The organism is Aestuariivivens sediminis (genome assembly GCF_022662105.1).
Taxonomy (GTDB): Bacteria; Bacteroidota; Bacteroidia; order Flavobacteriales; family Flavobacteriaceae; genus Aestuariivivens; species Aestuariivivens sediminis.
Genome location: NZ_JAKMCP010000002.1, coordinates 478776 through 499838, shown reverse-complemented (window position 1 = coordinate 499838; position 21063 = coordinate 478776). Strand labels below are relative to the sequence as shown.

Below are 21063 nucleotides of genomic sequence, written 5' to 3'. Positions count from 1 at the left end.
CACTATACTGTTGTTAATTCCTCTATCATTGGTTCTTCGGTCTCAATACGTTTTAAGGCGACCTTGTATTCTTTGGGCATCACCTTGACAAATTGGGGTAAATAAGCGTCCCAATCGGCTAAGATTTTCGCGCCTTTCTTACTGTTGGTATACGCTACATGTTTTTCGATCAATCCTTTTAATTCTTCAGCATCACTTTCTAATATGGGATCAAAATCGATAGTTTCTTCATTGCACAATCCTTTGGTAAAGTTCCCTGAAGCATTCAACACGTAGGCATAGCCACCACTCATTCCGGCGGCAAAATTTCTACCGGTCTTACCCAATACGACTACTTTTCCACCGGTCATATACTCGCAGCAATGGTCGCCAACACCTTCAACAACCGCAACGGCACCCGAGTTTCGAACGGCAAAACGTTCTCCTGCAATACCATTAATATAGGCCTGGCCTTCAATAGCTCCAAACAAACATACATTACCCACTATGATATTTTCTTCGGCAATAAAGGTTGCTTTTGCTGGTTTTTTAACAATAATTTTGGCGCCGGAAAGCCCTTTTCCCAAATAATCATTGGTATTGCCTTCCAGCATGAAGGTTAATCCATTAGCACCAAATGCTCCAAAACTTTGACCTGCAGACCCTGTAAAATTAACATTTAGAGTGTCTTCAGGAAGTCCTAAATGACCGTAAATCTTTGAGATTTCATTGCTTAGGATGGCCCCCACCGTACGATTGGTATTTTTAATTCTATAAGAGAGTGCGGTTTTTTCCTTTCTGTAGATCGCTTTATGCGAATCCATGAGTATTTTAAAATCCAATACATCCTCCAAATCATGATCTTGCTTTTCTGTATTCTTTACAGGCAGTGTACTGTAAACAGCGGGTCTGTATAAGATGCTTGATAAATCAAGTCCCTTAGCTTTATAGTGCTTTATGGCCTTATTTGTATTTATCTTGTGCGTTTGACCAACCATTTCATCCAGCGTTCTAAAGCCCAATTTCGCCATGATTCCCCTTAATTCTTCTGCGACATAGTAGAAGAAATTAATGACATGTTCCGGAGTCCCTCTAAAGTTTTTACGCAATTCTTTATCCTGTGTGGCCACACCAACCGGACATGTGTTCAAATGGCATTTACGCATCATAATACAGCCTGATGCCACAAGTGGTGCTGTGGCAAATCCAAATTCTTCAGCACCCAGAAGTGCCGCTATGGCCACATCGCGTCCTGTTTTTAACTGACCGTCACACTCCACGACGATGCGACTTCTTAATTTATTTAGAACTAAAGTTTGTTGTGCTTCAGAAAGACCAAGCTCCCAGGGTAATCCGGCATGCTTCAATGAGGTTAATGGCGATGCTCCCGTACCTCCATCGTAACCTGAAATGAGAACTACATCGGCTTTGGCTTTGGCAACACCCGCGGCAATAGTACCTACACCCACTTCTGAGACTAATTTTACATTAATCCGAGCTTCGCGGTTGGCATTTTTTAAATCGAAGATGAGCTGTGCCAAATCCTCTATAGAGTAGATATCGTGATGCGGAGGTGGTGAAATTAAGCCCACAAAAGGGGTTGAGTTACGAGCGGCAGCAATCCACGGTAATACCTTTTCGCCGGGTAATTGCCCGCCTTCACCGGGTTTGGCTCCCTGAGCCATTTTAATTTGAATTTCTCTGGCATTGGTCAAATAGTGCGAGGTCACTCCAAATCGCCCTGAGGCCACCTGTTTGATGGCAGAATTTCTACTGTCACCATTGGTATCCGGATGAAAACGGTTTCTATCCTCACCACCTTCGCCGGAATTGGACTTCCCTCCAATACGATTCATCGCTATGGCAAGATTTTCATGTGCTTCGCGGGAGATAGACCCATAAGACATGGCACCCGTTTTAAAACGCTTTACAATTTCTGTCCAGGGTTCCACTTCTTCAATTGGAATGGGGTTTAAATTGTCGAATTCGAACAAGCCCCTGATGGTCATTAATTTTTCAGATTGCTCGTTAATGGCCCGGGCATAGGTGTCATAACTTGCTTGGTCGTTTAATCGAACCGCTTGTTGTAATTTGGCCACCGTAGTGGGGTTAAACATATGCCGCTCCCCATTTCGTCTCCACCGATAATCCCCTCCAATATTAAGGCCTAAACGTTTGTCAATTAATTTGTCGGGGTAAGCATATTTGTAGCGCTCATTTATTTCTTTTTCTATTTCGTACAAGCCAATACCTTCAATTCGAGAGGCGGTGTAAGGAAAATATTTTTCAACAAATTGTGAGTTGAATCCCACTATTTCAAATATTTGGGAGCCTCGATAGGAATGAAGCGTAGATATTCCTATTTTATTCATTATTTTTAAAATCCCTTTACCTATGGCCTTGTTGAAATTCTCGACAGCCTTCTCCTCATCCATTCCGGTTATAAAGCCTTCTTTGACCTGCATTCTTATGATTTCGTTTACCATGTAGGGGTTAATGGCACTTGCACCGTAACCGAATAAGGTGGCAAAGTGATGAGGTTCACGAGGTTCAGCAGATTCTATGATAATATCAAAATACGACCGTTTACGTAAGCGGTTTAACTGATGGTTTACGTAAGAGCATGCCAATAAGGCTGGAATCGGAGCCAACTCTTGATTGACACCCCGGTCTGATAATATAATAATATTGGTTTTTCTGTCCAGTGCTTTTTCAACCTGTGTAATAATGTCTTCTAAAGCATATTCGAGGCCATTCAATCCCTGCACTTTAGGATAAAGGATGTGAATGGTTTCCGCTTTAAAGGCTTCAATTTGGATGGTTCTTATTTTTTCTAAATCGGCATTGGAAATCACAGGGTTTTGAATTCGAAGCTTTCTGCACTGACGTTCGGTAATACTGAAAATGTTTCGGTCCTTTCCTAAATTCAGGCTTATGTCTGTTACGATTTCTTCCCGAATACCATCCAGTGGCGGGTTGGTTACCTGAGCAAATAATTGTTTAAAGTAGTTCGAAATGAGCTGTGGCCGGTCTGAAAGCACTGCCAAAGGGGTATCGGTACCCATGGAGCCCAGTGCCTCTTTGCCTTTAACGGCCATAGGGGTAATAATCTCCTGGATATCTTCAAAGGTGTAGTTGAACAAGCGCTGTCTTGTTTTGATATCAATCGTTTCAATCGGGCAGGTGTCATTGGTGTAGGGAACATCCCTAAGGTGAAGCCGTGTTTTGTCCAGCCATGTTTTGTAAGGACGTTCAGAAACAATTTTACTTTTTATTTCTTCATCTTTAATAATACGTCCCTCGTTCATATCTACCAGGAACATTTTCCCCGGTTCCAATCGGCCGTGACTTTCAATGTCCTCAGGTTCAATATCAACCACGCCAATTTCTGATGACATGATTAATTTACCACTTTTGGTAACGGTATAGCGTGAGGGGCGTAATCCATTTCTATCCAAAAGTGCACCGATGTAATCGCCATCGGTAAAGGGCACCGATGCGGGGCCGTCCCAAGGCTCCATGATACAACAATTATATTCATAAAAGGCCTTTTTATCTTCAGACATGGTTTTATGTTTTTCCCATGCTTCAGGAATCATCATCATCATAATTTCAGGCAGAGACCGACCGGTATGGGTCAATAATTCAACAACCATGTCCATGGAAGCAGAATCCGATTTGCCCGGGAGGATTATGGGGAATAACTTTTCAATTTGTGGTCCGAAAACATCACTTTTCATTATTTCTTCCCGAACACGCATTCTACTCACATTACCTCTTAACGTATTGATTTCGCCATTTTGACACATGAAACGGAAGGGCTGCGCCAATTCCCAGGTAGGCATGGTATTGGTGGAAAACCGCTGATGCACCAGAGCCAAACGTGTTACCAAATCGATTTGTTGCAAATCGGTGTAATAGGGACCAATATCTTCCGGTTTAATAATCCCTTTATAAATGATCGTGGTCGTGGATAAACTGGGGATATAGAAATAGGAACTTTCCGAAATTCTGGAGTTCAGGATTTCATGTTCGGTAATTTTACGTGCGGCATACAATTTTGCCTTAAATGTGGCTTCATCAATGTCTTCAGATTTCCCGATAAAAATTTGTTCGATTTTTGGTTCAGAAGCTTTGGCAATTTCTCCTAATTGCGCGGAATCCACCGGGACTTCACGCCAGCCTAATATGGTGAGCCCTTGAGCGATGACTTCCCGTTCGAAGATAGTCTTACAATAATGATATTGGTTTCTAACCTTTGGTAAAAAAATCATACCTACGGCATAGGCTCTTGGAGCCGGTAAATTAAAGTGACAAACCCGGTTAAAATAGTCATGGGGAATATCGATTAGCAACCCGGCTCCGTCACCGGTTTTCCCATCGGCACTAACCCCGCCTCGGTGTTGCAGTTTTACCAGAATTTCGAGAGCGTCATGTATAATTTGATTGGTCTTTTCTCCTTTAAGGTTACAAATAAAACCCGCGCCACAATTTTCGTGTTCAAAATCAGGCGAGTAAAGTCCTTGCTTATTCAACATAATCAACAATTTTGAGTTTAAAAAAACTTGAGTTGGAAAGGCTAAGATAGAGACTAGAATTCGAAATACAATGGCGCTAATTTCATTATTTCGATTTTAGAGGCATTGCGAATAGAAAAATAAGTATATATCAATTATAATGACAATTTTTATTAAAAATTCAATACACGAAATGAAGCAATAAATGTATAAATGTGAATTTATGCTAAGGTTTATTGAAATTTCTAAAATTAAAGCTACAAAAAAAGTGAAAACACTGTTAATAATTCAATCATTTCAATTGTAAAAAAAGTAAAAAATCAAATATTTTAAATTATACCCTCAAAAAAATGGGGGTAAAAATGAAATATTAATAAAAATCATTTTTTTGCCCCTAATTTTTATGGGGGTAAATATATTTTAATATAGTTTTACGCCGTTCTTAAGGAAATTTTAGGTCTGAAAACAAATAAAAAAAACCAAAAATCAACTCAAAATCCGGACCTAAAAAATTAATAACTTAAAATGAAAACTATTATGAAAAAACTTATTACACTTTCAATGCTTTTAATGGCAACAGCTTTATTTGCTCAAGAAGAAGCAGAAAAAAAACTTTCTATTGGTGGTAGTGTTGATGCTTACTATCAAACATATTTAACTGCTCCAGATAATGAAGGCGTAGCATTCGGCACTTCGTTTGCTGACGAAACTGGTTTTGCTTTAGGTATGGCTAATTTAATTGCTAGCTATGACGGTGAAAAAACAGGAGTCGTTGCCGATGTTGTTTTTGGTCCTAGAGGTGATGCTGCAATTGGTGGGTATAACTTGAATCAATTATATGCTTACTGGAATGTGTCTGAAAACACAACGTTAACAATGGGTCGTTGGAATACCTATTTAGGCTATGAAGTTATTTCTCCAACAGGTAACTTTAACTATAGTACTTCTTACATGTTCTCTAGTGGGCCTTTTTCTATGGTTGGTTTAAAAGCAGATTTTGCTTTATCTGATGATTTCAGCTTAATGCTTGCCGTGATGAACCCTACCGACGTAAACAACAATATGGTTGGAGGTTATTCTTTAGGTGCTCAATTCGGTTTCTATGGCCAATATCTGAACTTATATTATGATGATGATGAAGTATTAGGTTTCGAAATCGATTATACCGGTGGGTTTGATGTATCAGATTCTTTCTTCTTAGGAATCAATGCTGCTTACCAAACAATGGAAATTGAAACAGATATTAATGGTGGTTTTTATGGAGTAGCATTGTATCCTCAATTTGGACTGTCTGATTCTTTCGATTTAGGATTAAGAGGGGAGTTATTTGGATATCATAGTGATTATGATAATGTTGATGAGCCAAGTGTCTTTTCGTTAACCTTAACGGGTAGCTATTCGGTAGAAAACCTAACGATTAAGCCTGAAATCAGATTAGATTCTTGGAGTGATGATATGCCATATTTAGACAATGATGGCGCTCCATCCGACAATTTAGCCGCCCTTACTTTAGCCGCAATCTACACATTCTAACATAAATAAACAATGCATTCTGGAAACAGAATGCATTTGTTCTTTAAAATAGTTACTAACCGATAAAAACGATAATTATGTCTTTACTTAGTTTACCCCTTTTCGTTCAAGATACCGCCGCCATAGAAGGCGATATGGGAATGCTTTGGATGCTTATTGCAGGTATTCTGGTATTCTTTATGCAGGCCGGGTTTTTCCTGGTTGAGTCTGGAATGACAGATTCCAAAAACGCCGTAAACATTGCCATGAAAAATTTCCTGGACATTGCCGTAGGATCCTTATCCTTCTGGTTTATAGGATATTCCTTAATGTACGGAAGCGATGCCAGTGGTGGTGGATTTTTCCACTGGGGAGGATTTGTATTCTCTCAGGGTGCAGCCGACCTGTTTTTCCAAACCGTATTTGCCGCAACAGCTGCAACTATTGTTTCCGGAGCTATAGCAGGAAGAACCAAATACACCACTTATGCTATTTTTAGTATTATGATGACCGCTATTATTTATCCGATCGCTGGTGGTTGGGAATGGAATGGTGGATGGCTAAACGCCGAATGGATGCCAGCCGAATTTATTGATTTTGCAGGATCTTCCATTGTTCACTCTGTTGGTGGATGGGCCGCTTTAGTTGCTGCATGGATGGTTGGTCCGAGAATTGGAAAATTCTTGAACGGTAAACCTGTTGAAATGCACGGTCATAACCAAATGTACGCTACCCTTGGGGTATTTATCCTTTGGCTGGGATGGTTTGGTTTTAACGGTGGTTCACAATTAGCCTGGGGTGGAGATGATGCAACTGCTGCTTCTCAAGTGGTACTTGTCACTAACCTCGCCGCAGCAGCCGGTGCTTTAGGCGCCTTATTATTTACCTGGTTCAAAAATGGGAAACCTAATTTGGCAATGACCTTGAATGGGGCACTTGCCGGTTTGGTAAGTATTACGGCCGGTTGTGGTAACATGTCAGAAGGGGGTTCGGTATTGGCAGGATTATTAGGAGGTATCCTTGTAGTATTGTCTATTGGATTTATTGAGAAGAAAATGAAAATTGATGACGCTGTTGGTGCGATATCCGTTCACGGTGTTGCTGGTGCCTGGGGAACTTTAGTCATTGGCCTTTGGGGTATTGATGGCGATACCGGCATTGGGTTATTTAACGGTGGCGGAACAGCACAATTAGCTGCACAGGCTATTGGTGTATTGGCATATGCGGTTTGGGCCATCATTGTTTCTTATATCTTCTTATTTATCATTAAAAAGTGTTGTAACGGATTACGAGTTACCGAAGAAGAAGAAATCGCCGGTCTTGATATTTCTGAGCATGGCGCCATTGCTTATCCAGGTAAGAGACAAAGAGAAATTGAAGACTAATATTAATATTCAGCATTTATGAATAACTGCTGTTCGCAATGGTTTTATTACGAAAATGCTGCTATATTAAAAGTTTACCATTGATTTGGGATGCCTTTAGAAACTCTAAAGGCATCCTTTTCATGACAAAATCAAAGGGCCATTCATTACATTGAGGACCCAGATTTATCTAAGTAAAGACTATTCCTTATATTGATGGTTTTTTAACCAACTATTTAAATTAATTATTATGAAGAAAATTGAAGCAATTATTAGAAAGTCCAAATACAGTGTGGTGAAGGATGCATTACATGATGTTGGCGTAAATTTTTTCTCTTACTGGGATGTGACAGGATTGGGGAATGAAAAGGAAGGACATGTGTACAGAGGTATATCCTATAGTACAAGCGATATTCAACGTAGGTATCTATCCATTGTTGTGAATGATGATTTTGAAGAGGCTACTATTCAGGCCATTTTAAAATCAGCGGCCACTGGCGATGTAGGCGACGGTAAGATCTTTGTATCCGATGTTAGCGAGGTTTATAGAATACGAACCGGGGAAAAAGGAGGAGAAACATTAAGATAATAATCATCAAACACTAAAAATTATGGAATTACTTACAACAAATAATGTATGGATGATGATCTGTACAGCACTGGTTTTCTTTATGCATGCTGGATTTGCATTTTTGGAAATAGGATTAACTAGACAAAAAAATACAATAAACATATTATTTAAAAACATTTTTATTATCACAGCAGGTTTACTGTTGTACTATTTAGTAGGATTCAATTTAATGTATCCCGGAGAATTTAATGGGTACCTCGGGTCTATTGTGCCGGGGATTGCCCCTCCCGAAAATGGCATGACACCCGAATATGCCGATGGCGGATACACCTGGTGGACTGACTTTTTGTTTCAAGGGATGTTCGCGGCAACGGCTGCTACCATTGTTTCGGGAGCGGTAGCCGAAAGAATTAAAATTGGACCGTTTATGATTTTCACGGTGATTTATGTCGGTTTAATCTATCCTATCGCGGGCTCTTGGAAATGGGGCGGCGGATTTTTGGATGAATTAGGCTTTTACGATTTTGCAGGATCCACTTTAGTACATTCTGTTGGGGGATGGGCCGCTTTAGTAGCGGTATGCCTGTTAGGCCCTAGAATTGGAAAATTTAAAGATGGAAAACCACAGGCTATACCGGGGCATAATATTCCACTTGCTACGGCCGGGGTGTTGATACTCTGGTTAGGGTGGTTCGGATTTAATGGAGGTTCTGTGCTTTCAGCCGATCCGGAGTTAACCTCAATAACGCTGGTGACCACATGTTTAGCTGCAGCCGCCGGAGGTATTGTTGCTGCTTTGGTATCATTTTTAAAATTCAAGAACCTGGATTTAACCATGTTCCTCAATGGTATTTTAGGTGGTTTGGTTGGAATCACCGCCGGAGCTGATGTGATGACCCCGGAAAGTGCCATATTAATTGGAGCTATTGCCGGTGTACTCATTGTATTTGCGGTAAGCTTTATTGATAGATTGCGTTTGGATGATCCTGTTGGAGCCATTGCAGTGCATTTAGTTTGTGGTATGTGGGGTACCCTGGCTGTGGGTATTTTTTCAACAAACCCAGACCATAATTTTATGGCCCAGTTAACAGGTGTTGCAGCTTATGCTGCCATATGTGTGGTATCTGCATTCCTGATTATCTTCACGCTTAAGAAATTAGTTGGTATTAGAGTTTCCGAAAAAGAAGAGTTGGAAGGCTTGGATGCCCATGAACACGGTATGGATGCCTATGCCGACTTTAGGATGAATGAGCATTAATGAGTGTTTAGTATAGTGCGTATATAAAAAACGCTCCACGCATAGTGGAGCGTTTTTTAATTTTAAAGGGGATAGGGCACATCGTAAAACTTAAAGGCCTATATTTACTTTTCGTAAAAATATGGACCTGTTACCTGATTTTCCATCTCTGAACCTGTAAATGAAGATCCGGTTAATAAGAGCGTGTCGTTTTATTATAAATGACAGGGACAAATCATAAAAATATCTTAGAGTAACAAGTCCCTTTTTTGTGTAGCAAAATTAAAATTCGAATAGACCTTTGAAGGTCATTTGGGCTTCTGGTCACATAATGGATTCATATGATGATTAAATTTTTTAGACACATCCGTAAACAGCTGTTATCCGAAAGTAAATTCAGTAAATATATCATTTATGCCCTAGGGGAAATTATCCTTGTGGTTGTTGGGATTCTAATTGCATTAGGCGTTAGCAATTGGAATGAAAACAGAAAAGAACGGTATCGTGCTCATAGCGTGCTGGAACATTTAAGTAATGAGATTCGGCAGGATTCTGTTTATTTCAATAATGTATACCAGGCTGAAAAAAACATCTACCTCCGTGGCGCTGAAGTCTTATTTAATGAACATGTGAAGGACGAGATTACCGAGGAATATGACTCCATTATTGGAATGTCCTTTAGACTGGCCTGCTTCACTCCCGGTATCAAGGCTTTAAAAAATGCCTATGGGGAACTTACCGCCTCGAATTTATTAACGCATATCAAATCGGAAGACCTGAAAAAGAATTTGAAGGCCTATTACGGACAAATAGACTTTCTTAATAGTTATTCAGATCAGTCCCAACCCCTGAGTAATGATTTGATCATGGAATTGGCGCAGTATTATGAGATTATTCCTGAGTCCAAAGAGACCTTGAAGGAACTGTCCGATTTCTCCGGTGCCATAGAGAACTACTTTACCGCAAAATACGATTTACAAGCCTTTAGGAAAAATAAGAGCTTGAATCCAAAACTTTACGATATGATCGATATTCACAAAGACAGACTCGGAGGGCTGGACATCTTGCGACAATTATCGGTAAAAATTCAGGATGACATTAAACTGGAATTAAAAACGGATTGAAGTAACAACCCGATAAAACGCTTATACGATTTTGGGGTAAAGGCATCACATCCAGGTTAACCTTCCTTCAAAACAGAGGGTTTCATTAATCTGTATCCAAACCTCATTTAGACCAACCACGGTTTACGCCGAATTCCTACTGGCATTGATATTTCCAAATAAGGAGCGAGTCACTATCTTTTCGAAAATTTTAAGTTGTTCTTCATCCTTAACCTCAGCTTTATTGAGTTCCTGCACCTTTTTAAGCGCGTATTGCTGGATGGTCAGTAATGGCAGAACAATGGATTCACGAACCTCAATAGAAGCCTTTCCGGAGGGTTCATTTTCCATTAATTCCTTATACCCGGCCACCTTTAAAAGCAGACGTTTTGTGGTAAGGTATTCCTCGTAAATGATATTCCAGAAGGCACCAAACTCTTCGTCCTCAGACATGTATTTGGTAAGGTCGAAGAAGGATTTGGTTAAGGACATCATACTGTTTTCCAATAAGGTCTTGAAGAATTTAGAATTTTTATACAGCTGTTCAACCTTATGGAGTTCTCCTCGGTCTTCGTAAGCTTTAATGGCGGTACCTACACCAAAAAACCCGGGAACATTTTGTTTTAATTGACTCCATGATCCCACAAACGGGATGGCCCTTAAATCCGAAAATATCAAAGTGTCCGAGGTTGAGCGTTTCGATGGACGACTGCCTATATTGGTTTTCGCATAATATTTCAGGGTACTCATTCGCTCTAAATAGGGAATGAACATCGGGTGACTTTTAAAATTCTTATAGGCCTGAAAGCTAGTCTCAGCCAGATCGTTCATAACCGATTTGTCTTCTGGAGACATGGGCATTTTATTCTTTCCAAAGCGGTTAAAAAGACCGGAACTAATAAGTTGTTCTAAATTGTACTGTGAAGATTCCAAGGTTCCAAAATTCGAACTAATGGTTTGGCCCTGTATGGTCAATTGCACTTCCTTATCTTCTATGGTTGGGCCCAAAGAGGCATAAAAATTATGGGTCTTTCCACCACCTCTCGCTGGCGGGCCTCCGCGCCCATCAAAGAATATGGCCGTAATATTATATTTCCTGGACATCTCCGTGAGCAGTTCCTTGGCTCTAAATATCCCCCAGTTGGCCATCAAATAGCCACCGTCTTTGGTGCCATCCGAAAAGCCCAACATAATGGTTTGCCTATTCCCTCGTTTATCTACATGGGCTCGATATTGTGGATTGCTATACAATTGTTCCATAACCCGAGGGGCATTTTCCAAGTCGGTAATGGTTTCAAATAAGGGAACAACATCAACGGTTAATTCGTCTTTAAAGGCAACCATTTTTAGCATGGCAAATAATTGCATGACGTTTAAAGCGGTCTGGTTGTTGCTTATAATATAACGGTTGGCCCCTTTCTCTCCGTTAGTGGCCTGGATCTCCTTAATACACTTAATTGTTTTTAAGGTGTTGGCAACCATTTCATCCTCAAAAACACTGAGATCATCAATATCGTCATTGGCTCTGGACAAAATATCTATTTGTTCAGCTTCATCTATGTCATGATAATTTTTGGGGAAGGAATCACTTCCTTTTTCAATTAAATGGTCGATCACCGTTGTAAAAACAGAATGGTGGATCCTGCTGTCTTGTCGTATATCCAACGTTGCAAAATGGTAACCAAAAATATGTATTCTGTTTATGAGGTTGTTTATCTCGTTTACATATAGCGATTGGTGTTCGGAAACAATGTGGTTTCTAATACTTAGTAATTCCTTTAAAAGCTCTTTAGCTGTTGGAGCGTCTTCAGAATAGGGATTGAGGCTGTAATTATACATAATGGTTTCTAACCTTACAATGCGCTCTTCTACATTTCTAAAGGTTAATTTACGCCTTAAGTCCTTTAAATCCTGATAGTATTTTTTTAAGATGGCCTGTTTCAGTTTTTTGGCCACTTTTAATGTGGTATCCGGTTTTACAAACGGATTACCGTCACGATCTCCTCCCGGCCAAAAACCAACATTAATAATCTCGTTATGTTTCTTACCGTCGTCGTAAATATTTTGCTGAATATAATTATAAATTTCTCCAAAAGAGGTGTAAAAAACGTTCTCCAGATACCAGATTAAGCTTATGGCCTCATCATAGGGGGTTGGTTTTTCCCTTTTGAAAAAAGGTGTTTTTCCCAATTGGCCAAATAAATTACTAATATTGGTAATATTGTTCTCCTTAATGGCCTCGGTTAGATCTGTAATGATCCCTAAAACAGAACCGGGATAGAATTGTGTGGGGTGTGCCGTAAGCACGATACGGACCTTAAACTCCTCCAAATATTCTTTGAGTTCCTGTAATCGGTTTTCCGAATTGGCCGTTTCCTTTAAGTTTCTTAACGTCCCCAGGCCTTCCATATTGTTCACTATAGGGAAAGCAGCATCTTCGATGGCGTCAAATAAAACCACCTGCCGTTCAATGTATTGGATAAACCTAAACAATAGGTTAATCTGACTTTGTTTGGTGCGTCTGGCCTGGTATTTTTTAAAAAAGGTATCAACTATCGTGGTAGGGTCATCGCCATTGGCAAAACCTTTTTCACATGTTTCGTGGAATAGGGGCAGCAAAACCCCCGTTTTCGTGATGGCGTCAAAAGGTAATGTCATAAATATACTGTTGAATATTTGATATTTAGACAGCACATTTTGCTTGAATCGTTTCAATTTTGGCTCTACGGACATAAGATCAATCTAATAAAAATGAACCATAAAAGTAATGAAGCTATAGTAAATGAACGGTATGATAAGAAATATTTATTGATTTTTCGTGTTTAATCATTTCTAATTGTGAATAATTTAAAAAAACAAATACATATTGTAAACTTTCTAAAGTTACGGGGCGAATAGGTAAAGAATTTACGGAATACTAAATGATAAAAATAATATTTAAGATATTTGCATAAAAAAGGAAGGTCTTTAAGCTGAGAAAGAATTATGTGCAATTGAAAATTATGGATTTAGTTAAGGAAATACAAGGTCTCAAAAAGAAAAAAAATGCAGTGATACTGGCACATTATTATCAAGTGCCGGAAATACAGGATATTGCCGATTATGTAGGGGATAGTCTGGGCTTATCGCAGCGAGCGGCTGAAACCAATGCTGACATCATTGTTTTTGCCGGGGTACATTTCATGGCAGAGACCGCAAAAATTTTAAACCCCAGTAAGAAGGTTGTTTTGCCCGATTTAAATGCGGGTTGTTCTCTGGCAGATTCATGTCCTCCGGAAGCCTTTAAGCAATTTACGGAAGCACACCCCGACCATGTGGTCATTACCTATGTGAACTGTTCGGCAGAAATTAAGGCCTTAAGCGATATTGTTTGTACCTCGTCCAACGCATTGAAAATAGTACAATCCATACCACGGGAAACCCCAATTATTTTTGCACCGGATAAAAACCTGGGAGCCTATATTATGAAGGAAACAGGACGGAATATGTTGTTGTGGGACGGCAGTTGTGTTGTGCATGAGGCATTCTCAATGGACAAGTTAATCGAACTTCACAAAAAGCATCCGGATTATAAAATAATAGCGCATCCGGAATCTGAGGATCACATACTCAAAACAGCCACATATATAGGATCAACCTCAGGAATGATCAATTATGTGAAATCCCATGCGGATCAAAAGTTTATTGTTGCAACAGAAGCGGGGATTTTACATAAAATGCGGGAGGAAATGCCCCATACCGAATTGATTCCCGCCCCTGCCAAAGAGGACAACACCTGCGCCTGTAGTGAATGTCATTTCATGAAAATGAATACCCTGCAGAAACTTTATGACTGCCTGCTTAACGAGTCCCCCGAAATTGAGGTTGACCCAGGAATTATTGATCGCGCCTTATTGCCCATTGAGCGAATGTTGGAATTGTCTAAATAGGTATAATGACTACGGATTATTTAGTAATTGGTTCTGGAATTGCAGGGTTAACCTTTTCAGTTAAAATAGCCGAAAAGTTTCCAAAGAGACAGGTTACCATCATTACTAAATCCAATGAAGAAGAATCTAATACTAAATATGCCCAGGGGGGTGTTGCCGTAGTTTTGGATGCGGAAAAGGACTCTTTTAAAAAACATATTCAAGATACTTTGATTGCCGGTGATGGCCTTTGTGATGAAGCGGTGGTAGACCTGGTTATAAAGGAGGGACCCAAGCGATTCAGGGAGCTATTGGACTGGGGGGCTAATTTTGATCTGGATAAAAGTGGTAAACTCGATTTAGGAAAGGAAGGGGGGCATTCCGCATATCGTGTAGTCCATCATAAGGATATTACGGGTGCCGAAATAGAACGCGCCTTACTGGCAAGAGTACACCAGCTGGAAAACATAAAGCTTCTGCCCCATCATTTTGCCATAGACTTAATTACCAATCACCATCTCCAAGGGAACATACCGAAACAGGATGGGTGTTATGGGGTATATGTATTCGATCAAAAAAACAATGCTATTTTTACCATACAGGCGAATGCCACTTTGCTGGCTTCCGGGGGGATTGGGCGCGTGTATGGGCATACTACAAATCCCGTTATCGCTACAGGTGACGGTATAGCCATGGCCTATCGGGCAAAAGCTTTGATTAAGGATATGGAGTTTGTACAATTTCATCCGACAGCCCTGTACGAAACAGACGGGGAATCCTCCTTTTTAATATCGGAAGCCGTCAGGGGATTTGGGGCCTATTTGAGGAATAGATCGGGGAAACGATTTATGTTGGATTATGACCAACGTGCAGAATTGGCCTCAAGGGATATTGTATCCCAAAGTATTGATAGGGAATTAAAGAAAACAGGAGAAACCCATGTGTTTTTGGATTGTACGCATTTGGATGTCGAGGCCTTTAAAACCCATTTTCCAAATATCTATCAAAAATGTAAAGAAAACCATATTGCTATTGAAAGGGATTGGATTCCGGTAGTACCCGCATCACATTATTCCTGTGGAGGCATCGTGGTGGATCGCGATGGAAGGACCTCGGTACCAAATTTATTTGCCTGTGGGGAATGTTCACGGACAGGGTTGCATGGCGCCAATAGGTTAGCGTCCAATTCCTTGTTGGAGGCCCTGGTCTACGCCCATCATATTTTTAAATTTCATTGTAATCATGAACTTCCAACTCTGGAGGTGGCTATTCCGAAATGGAATGATGAAGGGACCTCCATAGCTAAAGAACATGTATTAATTCAGCATAATTTAAGACAATTACAGGCCTTAATGAGAGATTATGTTGGGATTGTGCGAAGTAATAATCGTTTATCCAAAGCCATTAAACGACTCGATTTGATTTATAACGAGGTCGAAGATCTGTATAAATCTTCTAAAATCACAACCTCGCTTTGCGAGTTAAGAAATATGGTAAATGTGGCCCATTTGATTATTAATCAGTCCTTGGAGCGTAAGGAGAATAAAGGGGGCTATTATAATTTGGATAATATAAAAAAATAACCGAGACGGTTTTGTTTGTCTCGGTTATTAAGGTGCGGAACAGGTCAAGTTATTGTTTCCCCAACATCAGTAATTCATTGCAGACCACTTCCGTAATGTAACGTTTATTACCCTCTTTATCATCGTAGCTTCGTGAGGTTAGTTTTCCTTCAATGGCCACTTCCTTGCCTTTAGTAACATATTTCTCAATAATCTGTGCGGTTTTCCCCCAAGCAATTACATTATGCCATTGCGTATCCGTAATTTTTTCACCATTGGTATTGGTGTAACTTTCATTGGTAGCAATATTAAATTTTGCCAGGGTCTTTCCGGAGTCCAGAGTAATGATTTCCGGATCGTTTCCTAAGTTGCCAATCAACTGTACTTTGTTTCTAAGTGTACTCATAATTTAAATTTTTTAAGTCTGCCCGCGGCAGACGGATTAAACAGTTAATACCATTGAACCGCCTGGGATTCAACACTGCAAATTTGGGAAGGCCTCGGCAGTTTATTCGGATGTTACTTATTTAAAATCGTTTGTAACTGTTTGTAGTCATTTGTAAACGGCTTATGAATTATCACTAAATTTACAGAGAAACACAGGTAACCCCTTTTGTTGCAATGGATATAGGATTTTTAAAGGGCTAGCTGCCAAGCATTGTGAAATAGAACCAGTAACAATTGAATTGTAGGAAAAAGAATATATATTTAATTTTTTATTATATTAGCAACCTGTACCATGACGTTTATGACTATCTCCTCAATTAGTACGCAATTGGAACAAAACCGAACGGTTTTTGACGGTCTGTTGCATGGAAAATCCGAGACGGAATTTTTGTGGCGGCCGGAAGCACAAAAATGGTGTTTGCTGGAAATTGCTTGTCATTTGTTGGATGAAGAGCAGGAAGATTTTAAAGCACGTATCAAGTATATATTTGAAAGGCCGGAGGGACCTATGCCTTCCATAAATCCCCCTGCCTGGGTTACGGAACGCAACTACATCTCCAAAGATTATGAAACCGTTGTTCAATCCTTTTTAGAGGAGCGAAAGCAATCCGTTATATGGTTGCGGGAACATATGAGTGCCAATTGGGACCAAAGTATCCATCATGCGCAACTGGGCGTGATGTCGGCCAGGTTGTTCCTTCACAATTGGTTGGCTCATGACTATTTGCACATTCGGCAAATAGTAAGACTGCAGTACGCTTTTTTAAAACAACAGGGGGGGTTGAACCTCAATTATGCCGGTAACTGGTAAACATTTAACTATGGGAAGAACATGCTTGGAATGCGGTGATGCCATTGTTGGACGAATAGATAAAAAGTTCTGCGATGATGCCTGTAGAAACGCGTATAACAATCGCGTTAATAAGGACAGTAAAAACTTAATTCGAAATGTCAATAATAGGTTACGGAAAAATTATCGCATTTTGGAAGCCTTTAATCCGGATAAGAAAACGAAGACCTCCAGGGCTAAACTTATAGAAGCCGGATTCGATTTCAACTATTTCACAAGTATTTATACAACCAAAGCAGGGGTTGTTTATTACTTTGTATATGACCAAGGGTATTTGCCCCTTGAAGCCGATTATTTTGCCTTGGTGAAGCGGGACAGTTAAACATCTATTATTTCCACCAATTCTGGCCCTTAAGTGTCATAGCCGCTTTGAGCACATCTTTTTGACTGATTTGTCCAACCAGTTTGCCGTTTTCAACAATAGGGAATCGACGTCTTTTGGCACTTAAAAACTTATTGGCAGCATCAAAAATATTCATGTTCCCATCTATGGTTTCAACATTAGCAGCCATGTGCTTTTCAATGGTTTTGTCCTGCATGGGCATATTGTAGTATCTGCTCTCGCTAATTTGTTTAATGCAATCCCCTTCTGAAATAATTCCTATTAACTCATTTTTATCATTAACAACTGGACCTCCGGAAATACGGTGTTTTATTAGGGTTTGCATGACACTCTCTATCGTCTGGTCCGGTTTGAACTTAATTAAATTACGAGTCATGTAATCACTCACTTTTAATGGTATTTCGTTCGCCGCACTTTTTTGCCGACGTGCTCCTATAAAACTTTTTATCCCCATAATGCCTTACTTTAAGAATATTAAATGTAAATATTTTTTTTGAGTTTTCCTATTGTTTACTTTTATGGCATAATGGAATCTTAAAAAAACAATGATAAAAAAGGCCATTGCGGTTATACTCATAATAGGGGCTGTTGTGTGGAGTTTTACTGCGCTAATGCCTGGAAAGGAATCGCCTGTAGATGTTCCGCAATCTCAGTTTTCAACCAAAAGGGCCTTAAGGTATCTTAAAAGAATTGCCAGGGCACCTCATTATTTGGGAAGTGCCGAGCATAATCGTGTGAGAGATTATATCGTAAAGCAATTAAAGGGCTTAGGCTTGGAAACCCAAATTCAAGAAGGATTTTCGGTGGACGATTCCGGAAACCTGGCAAAAGCAAAAAATATTATCGGACGCATACGAGGCAGGGAAAGGGGTAAGGCACTTTTACTGCTTACCCATTACGACAGTGACCCTCACGGGGCCATAGGAGCAAGTGATGCCGGATCCGGAGTGGTAACCATTCTCGAGGGGTTACGTGCTTTTTTAAGCGCGGACAAATCCCCAAAAAATGATATTATCATTTTGATTTCCGACGCAGAAGAGCTAGGATTAAATGGGGCCAATATTTTTGTAAACCAACATGAATGGGCCAAAGACGTTGGATTAGTTTTAAATTTTGAAGCCAGGGGCAGTGGTGGTCCGGGAATTATGTTCATTGAAACCAATCATGGCAATGCCAACATCATTAAGGGTTTTGTTCAGGCCAACCCGCAATATCCTGTAGGCAACTCCTTGTTTTATAGCATTTATAAAATTTTACCCAACGATACCGATTTAACCGTTTTTCGAGAGGATGGCGACATAGACGGGATTAATTTGGCCTTTATAGACGATCATTTCGATTATCATACCCCATTGGATAATTACGACCGATTGGATAGAAACTCCTTAGCCCATCAGGGCAGTTATATCATGGCCATGCTACCTTACTTTTCAGAAGTCGATTTGGAAAAATTAACCAGTAATGAAGATGAGGTTTTTTTTAACATGCCTATATTTAACATGGTAACCTATCCGTTTTCATGGATTTACCCCATGCTAATCATAGCGATTATCTCATTCGTTGTATTGTTGATTTACGGGGTCCAAAAAAATGTCATTACGGCTAAGGCCATAGGTAAGGGGATTTTAGCGTTTGTCATCTCGCTGGTGTTGGCTGCAGCGATTGGATATTATTCATGGGAAGTGTTACTCATGGCCTACCCACAGTATACAGAAATACTTCACGGGTTTACCTACAATGGACAAGATTATATATGGGCCTTCACCAGCTTGTCCCTGGCCCTGTGCTGTTTTGTGTACCATAGCACCTATAAAAAGGAGAATACCGCAAGTTTACTTGTGGGCCCCATTGCCATTTGGTTCATCATTTGTGCAGGAGTGGCCTTCAAACTTAAGGGCGCCAGTTTTTTTGTTATTCCGGTTTATTTTGCCTTGTTAAGTTTGTTCGTTTGTATCAGGCAGAAACAACCCAATATGATCCTAATGGCACTACTGGGTTTTCCCGTTTTAACAATCATTGGACCTTTTGTACAATTATTTCCTGTGGGGCTTGGTTTAAAATTGATGATGACCAATACCGTTTTTGTAGTCTTGATTTTCGGGTTGATGCTCTCGGTATTTGCCCCGTTTAAACACAAAAAAAGATGGGGATATGTGTTTACTCTATTTACCATATATTTTTTGGTCACCGGGCATATGCATTCAGGTTTTTCAAAGGATCGGCCCAAGCCCAATAGCTTATTGTATGTGTATAATGCAGACGATAGTGCGGCAGTCTGGGCTACTTATGATAAACACCTTGACGGTTTCACGGAACCCTTTTTTGGACCGCACCCTAATCAAGGGTCTGTATCATACCCTCACGTATTAGATAGTAAATACAAGACTCCATTTACCTTTACCCAAGAGGCTCCCATAAAAGCCATAAACCCACCGCTTGTCCATGTCATCAGAGACACTGTAATACATGATGCACGACATATAGCACTTTCTGTAATTCCTCAAAGGGCTATAAATAGAATGGAGGTGTTTAAGGATTCCTTGAATTCTTTTCAAACTGTTAAAGCAAATGGCTTACATTTGAGAAACGTAAATACCTTAAGCGATAACAGACTTTTAAGTTATTATGTTACGGACCAGGATGCCTTGGCATTGCAATTTGTGGTTTCCAAAAGTCAAAATACGCAAATAACCCTTTATGAGGCGTCATATGATTTGCTGGAAAGCGATCGTTTTAATATACCCCAACGCAGTCAGGATATGATCCCGAAGCCTTTTGTATTAAATGATGCCATTTTGGTGAAACGGACTATAATGATACCTCCCAAAAATAATTAGCATTCTTTTAAGAGTTACAATGGTAATTTTTTATAGTTTTAGCAAAATTTTTAAAAAAGTAGACATGATGCGATTTTTGATGTTGATTTTATTAGTGAGCACAGCAAGTTTAAATGCTCAAGAGAATGGATTGTTAAAACATTTTGAAGGCTATTACACTCAAATGAAAACCCAGGGCGATGTGCAAGGTATAATAAATGCGATGACGCATTTAAATGTTATAGCGCCATCACAAGCCAGAAAAGACACCTTGGCCTATATTTACATGAGTGAAGGGCAACATGTTCAGGCATTGAACACGATAGGCTATGATAAAGTGGCTACGGATTCCGATATAGCCGTGGAAGTGAAAGCCATTGCCTTGAAAGCAGTAAAGCAGCCACAATTGGCGGTTGGGCATTTCGAAGAGCTTTTTAAAAGAAATCCAAATGCACCGGTAGCATATGAATTGGCAGAACTCAATTTGCAGTTAAAAAACCTTGCCGAAGCAGAAAAAAATATTACTTATGGTTTGGCCAATTCTAAAGAAGATGAGAACAAAGCGTTTTATGAAACGCAAACGCCATATCAGGTCCCGCTTAAATCGGCATTCATGTATTTAAATGCGTTGCTTACCTATAACAAAGATACTAAGGCCAATATTGATGCCGCGGTGGATATATTGGATGCGACCTTAAAGACAGCGCCAAATTTTAATTTGGTTAACCTGACTAAAAATGAGCTTTTAAGGCAGAAGCAAGTATTACAAGCTCAAGCATCCCAGCAACAACCAAAAAATTAAGCGGGTCATACCTGTTTTTAAAAGGGGTTCGTTTTTAAAAATGAGCCCCTTT

General features: G+C 39.9%; 15 protein-coding genes. 11 read left to right on the top strand and 4 right to left on the bottom strand.

What is annotated here, in order from left to right; genetic code table 11:
* Positions 1-2 precede the first annotated feature (2 nt).
* Positions 3-4517 (bottom strand): glutamate synthase large subunit, encoded by a 4515-nt coding sequence (gene gltB / locus MR054_RS06480; protein ID WP_242157052.1) that lies wholly within the window; start codon positions 4515-4517, stop codon positions 3-5.
* A gap of 516 nt (positions 4518-5033) precedes the next feature.
* Here gltB and MR054_RS06475 point away from each other — a divergent pair.
* The 5 genes from MR054_RS06475 to MR054_RS06455 all read left to right on the top strand — a co-directional run bounded on the left by MR054_RS06475 (position 5034) and on the right by MR054_RS06455 (position 10304).
* The gene (locus tag MR054_RS06475) at positions 5034-6029 is read left to right on the top strand and encodes an outer membrane beta-barrel protein (protein ID WP_242157051.1); all 996 of its coding nucleotides are present in this window, start codon (positions 5034-5036) and stop codon (positions 6027-6029) included.
* A 77-nt stretch (positions 6030-6106) separates the two neighbouring features.
* Positions 6107-7393, top strand: coding sequence for an ammonium transporter (locus tag MR054_RS06470; RefSeq protein WP_242157050.1), 1287 nt, complete (start codon positions 6107-6109; stop codon positions 7391-7393).
* A 229-nt stretch (positions 7394-7622) separates the two neighbouring features.
* Positions 7623-7961, top strand: coding sequence for a P-II family nitrogen regulator (locus MR054_RS06465; RefSeq protein WP_242083057.1), 339 nt, complete (start codon positions 7623-7625; stop codon positions 7959-7961).
* Between the two features lie 22 nt (positions 7962-7983).
* Positions 7984-9201 (top strand): ammonium transporter, encoded by a 1218-nt coding sequence (locus tag MR054_RS06460; protein ID WP_242157049.1) that lies wholly within the window; start codon positions 7984-7986, stop codon positions 9199-9201.
* 320 nt (positions 9202-9521) lie between these two features.
* A complete protein-coding gene (locus MR054_RS06455; protein WP_242157047.1) occupies positions 9522-10304 on the top strand; it encodes a DUF6090 family protein in 783 nt (260 codons plus the stop codon).
* A gap of 123 nt (positions 10305-10427) precedes the next feature.
* Here MR054_RS06455 and MR054_RS06450 read toward each other — a convergent pair whose 3' ends face one another.
* Positions 10428-13016 (bottom strand): phosphoenolpyruvate carboxylase, encoded by a 2589-nt coding sequence (locus MR054_RS06450; protein WP_242157045.1) that lies wholly within the window; start codon positions 13014-13016, stop codon positions 10428-10430.
* Between the two features lie 269 nt (positions 13017-13285).
* Between MR054_RS06450 and nadA the strand changes: the two genes are divergently transcribed.
* Both nadA and nadB read left to right on the top strand, forming a co-directional pair.
* On the top strand, positions 13286-14212 hold the full coding sequence (gene nadA / locus MR054_RS06445) for a quinolinate synthase NadA (protein ID WP_242083049.1): 927 nt from the start codon (positions 13286-13288) through the stop codon (positions 14210-14212).
* Between the two features lie 5 nt (positions 14213-14217).
* Positions 14218-15774, top strand: a complete 1557-nt coding sequence (gene nadB / locus MR054_RS06440) for an L-aspartate oxidase (protein WP_242083046.1) — start codon at positions 14218-14220, stop codon at positions 15772-15774.
* Positions 15775-15823: 49 nt separating this feature from the next.
* Here nadB and MR054_RS06435 read toward each other — a convergent pair whose 3' ends face one another.
* A complete protein-coding gene (locus MR054_RS06435; protein ID WP_242083044.1) occupies positions 15824-16159 on the bottom strand; it encodes a single-stranded DNA-binding protein in 336 nt (111 codons plus the stop codon).
* A gap of 333 nt (positions 16160-16492) precedes the next feature.
* Between MR054_RS06435 and MR054_RS06430 the strand changes: the two genes are divergently transcribed.
* Together MR054_RS06430 and MR054_RS06425 are read left to right on the top strand one after the other, a co-directional pair.
* Positions 16493-17011, top strand: a complete 519-nt coding sequence (locus MR054_RS06430) for a DinB family protein (RefSeq protein WP_242157043.1) — start codon at positions 16493-16495, stop codon at positions 17009-17011.
* 10 nt (positions 17012-17021) lie between these two features.
* Positions 17022-17372 carry a hypothetical protein gene (locus MR054_RS06425; protein WP_242083040.1) on the top strand — a complete coding sequence of 117 codons (351 nt, stop codon included), beginning with the start codon at positions 17022-17024 and terminating at the stop codon, positions 17370-17372.
* Between the two features lie 7 nt (positions 17373-17379).
* Here MR054_RS06425 and MR054_RS06420 read toward each other — a convergent pair whose 3' ends face one another.
* Positions 17380-17847 carry a CBS domain-containing protein gene (locus tag MR054_RS06420; protein ID WP_242157042.1) on the bottom strand — a complete coding sequence of 156 codons (468 nt, stop codon included), beginning with the start codon at positions 17845-17847 and terminating at the stop codon, positions 17380-17382.
* 91 nt (positions 17848-17938) lie between these two features.
* Between MR054_RS06420 and MR054_RS06415 the strand changes: the two genes are divergently transcribed.
* Positions 17939-20230 carry a M28 family peptidase gene (locus MR054_RS06415; RefSeq protein ID WP_242157041.1) on the top strand — a complete coding sequence of 764 codons (2292 nt, stop codon included), beginning with the start codon at positions 17939-17941 and terminating at the stop codon, positions 20228-20230.
* Positions 20231-20294: 64 nt separating this feature from the next.
* On the top strand, positions 20295-21011 hold the full coding sequence (locus tag MR054_RS06410; RefSeq protein ID WP_242157040.1) for a hypothetical protein: 717 nt from the start codon (positions 20295-20297) through the stop codon (positions 21009-21011).
* Positions 21012-21063: the final 52 nt, after the last annotated feature.

What these genes read in the sequence shown, in the direction of transcription:
- gltB (WP_242157052.1), bottom strand. Translation starts at nt 4,517, where the DNA reads ATGTTGAATAAGCAAGGACTTTACTCGCCTGATTTTGAACACGAAAAT.
- MR054_RS06475 (WP_242157051.1), top strand. Translation starts at nt 5,034, where the DNA reads ATGAAAAAACTTATTACACTTTCAATGCTTTTAATGGCAACAGCTTTA.
- MR054_RS06470 (WP_242157050.1), top strand. Translation starts at nt 6,107, where the DNA reads ATGTCTTTACTTAGTTTACCCCTTTTCGTTCAAGATACCGCCGCCATA.
- MR054_RS06465 (WP_242083057.1), top strand. Translation starts at nt 7,623, where the DNA reads ATGAAGAAAATTGAAGCAATTATTAGAAAGTCCAAATACAGTGTGGTG.
- MR054_RS06460 (WP_242157049.1), top strand. Translation starts at nt 7,984, where the DNA reads ATGGAATTACTTACAACAAATAATGTATGGATGATGATCTGTACAGCA.
- MR054_RS06455 (WP_242157047.1), top strand. Translation starts at nt 9,522, where the DNA reads ATGATGATTAAATTTTTTAGACACATCCGTAAACAGCTGTTATCCGAA.
- MR054_RS06450 (WP_242157045.1), bottom strand. Translation starts at nt 13,016, where the DNA reads ATGTCCGTAGAGCCAAAATTGAAACGATTCAAGCAAAATGTGCTGTCT.
- nadA (WP_242083049.1), top strand. Translation starts at nt 13,286, where the DNA reads ATGGATTTAGTTAAGGAAATACAAGGTCTCAAAAAGAAAAAAAATGCA.
- nadB (WP_242083046.1), top strand. Translation starts at nt 14,218, where the DNA reads ATGACTACGGATTATTTAGTAATTGGTTCTGGAATTGCAGGGTTAACC.
- MR054_RS06435 (WP_242083044.1), bottom strand. Translation starts at nt 16,159, where the DNA reads ATGAGTACACTTAGAAACAAAGTACAGTTGATTGGCAACTTAGGAAAC.
- MR054_RS06430 (WP_242157043.1), top strand. Translation starts at nt 16,493, where the DNA reads ATGACGTTTATGACTATCTCCTCAATTAGTACGCAATTGGAACAAAAC.
- MR054_RS06425 (WP_242083040.1), top strand. Translation starts at nt 17,022, where the DNA reads ATGGGAAGAACATGCTTGGAATGCGGTGATGCCATTGTTGGACGAATA.
- MR054_RS06420 (WP_242157042.1), bottom strand. Translation starts at nt 17,847, where the DNA reads ATGGGGATAAAAAGTTTTATAGGAGCACGTCGGCAAAAAAGTGCGGCG.
- MR054_RS06415 (WP_242157041.1), top strand. Translation starts at nt 17,939, where the DNA reads ATGATAAAAAAGGCCATTGCGGTTATACTCATAATAGGGGCTGTTGTG.
- MR054_RS06410 (WP_242157040.1), top strand. Translation starts at nt 20,295, where the DNA reads ATGATGCGATTTTTGATGTTGATTTTATTAGTGAGCACAGCAAGTTTA.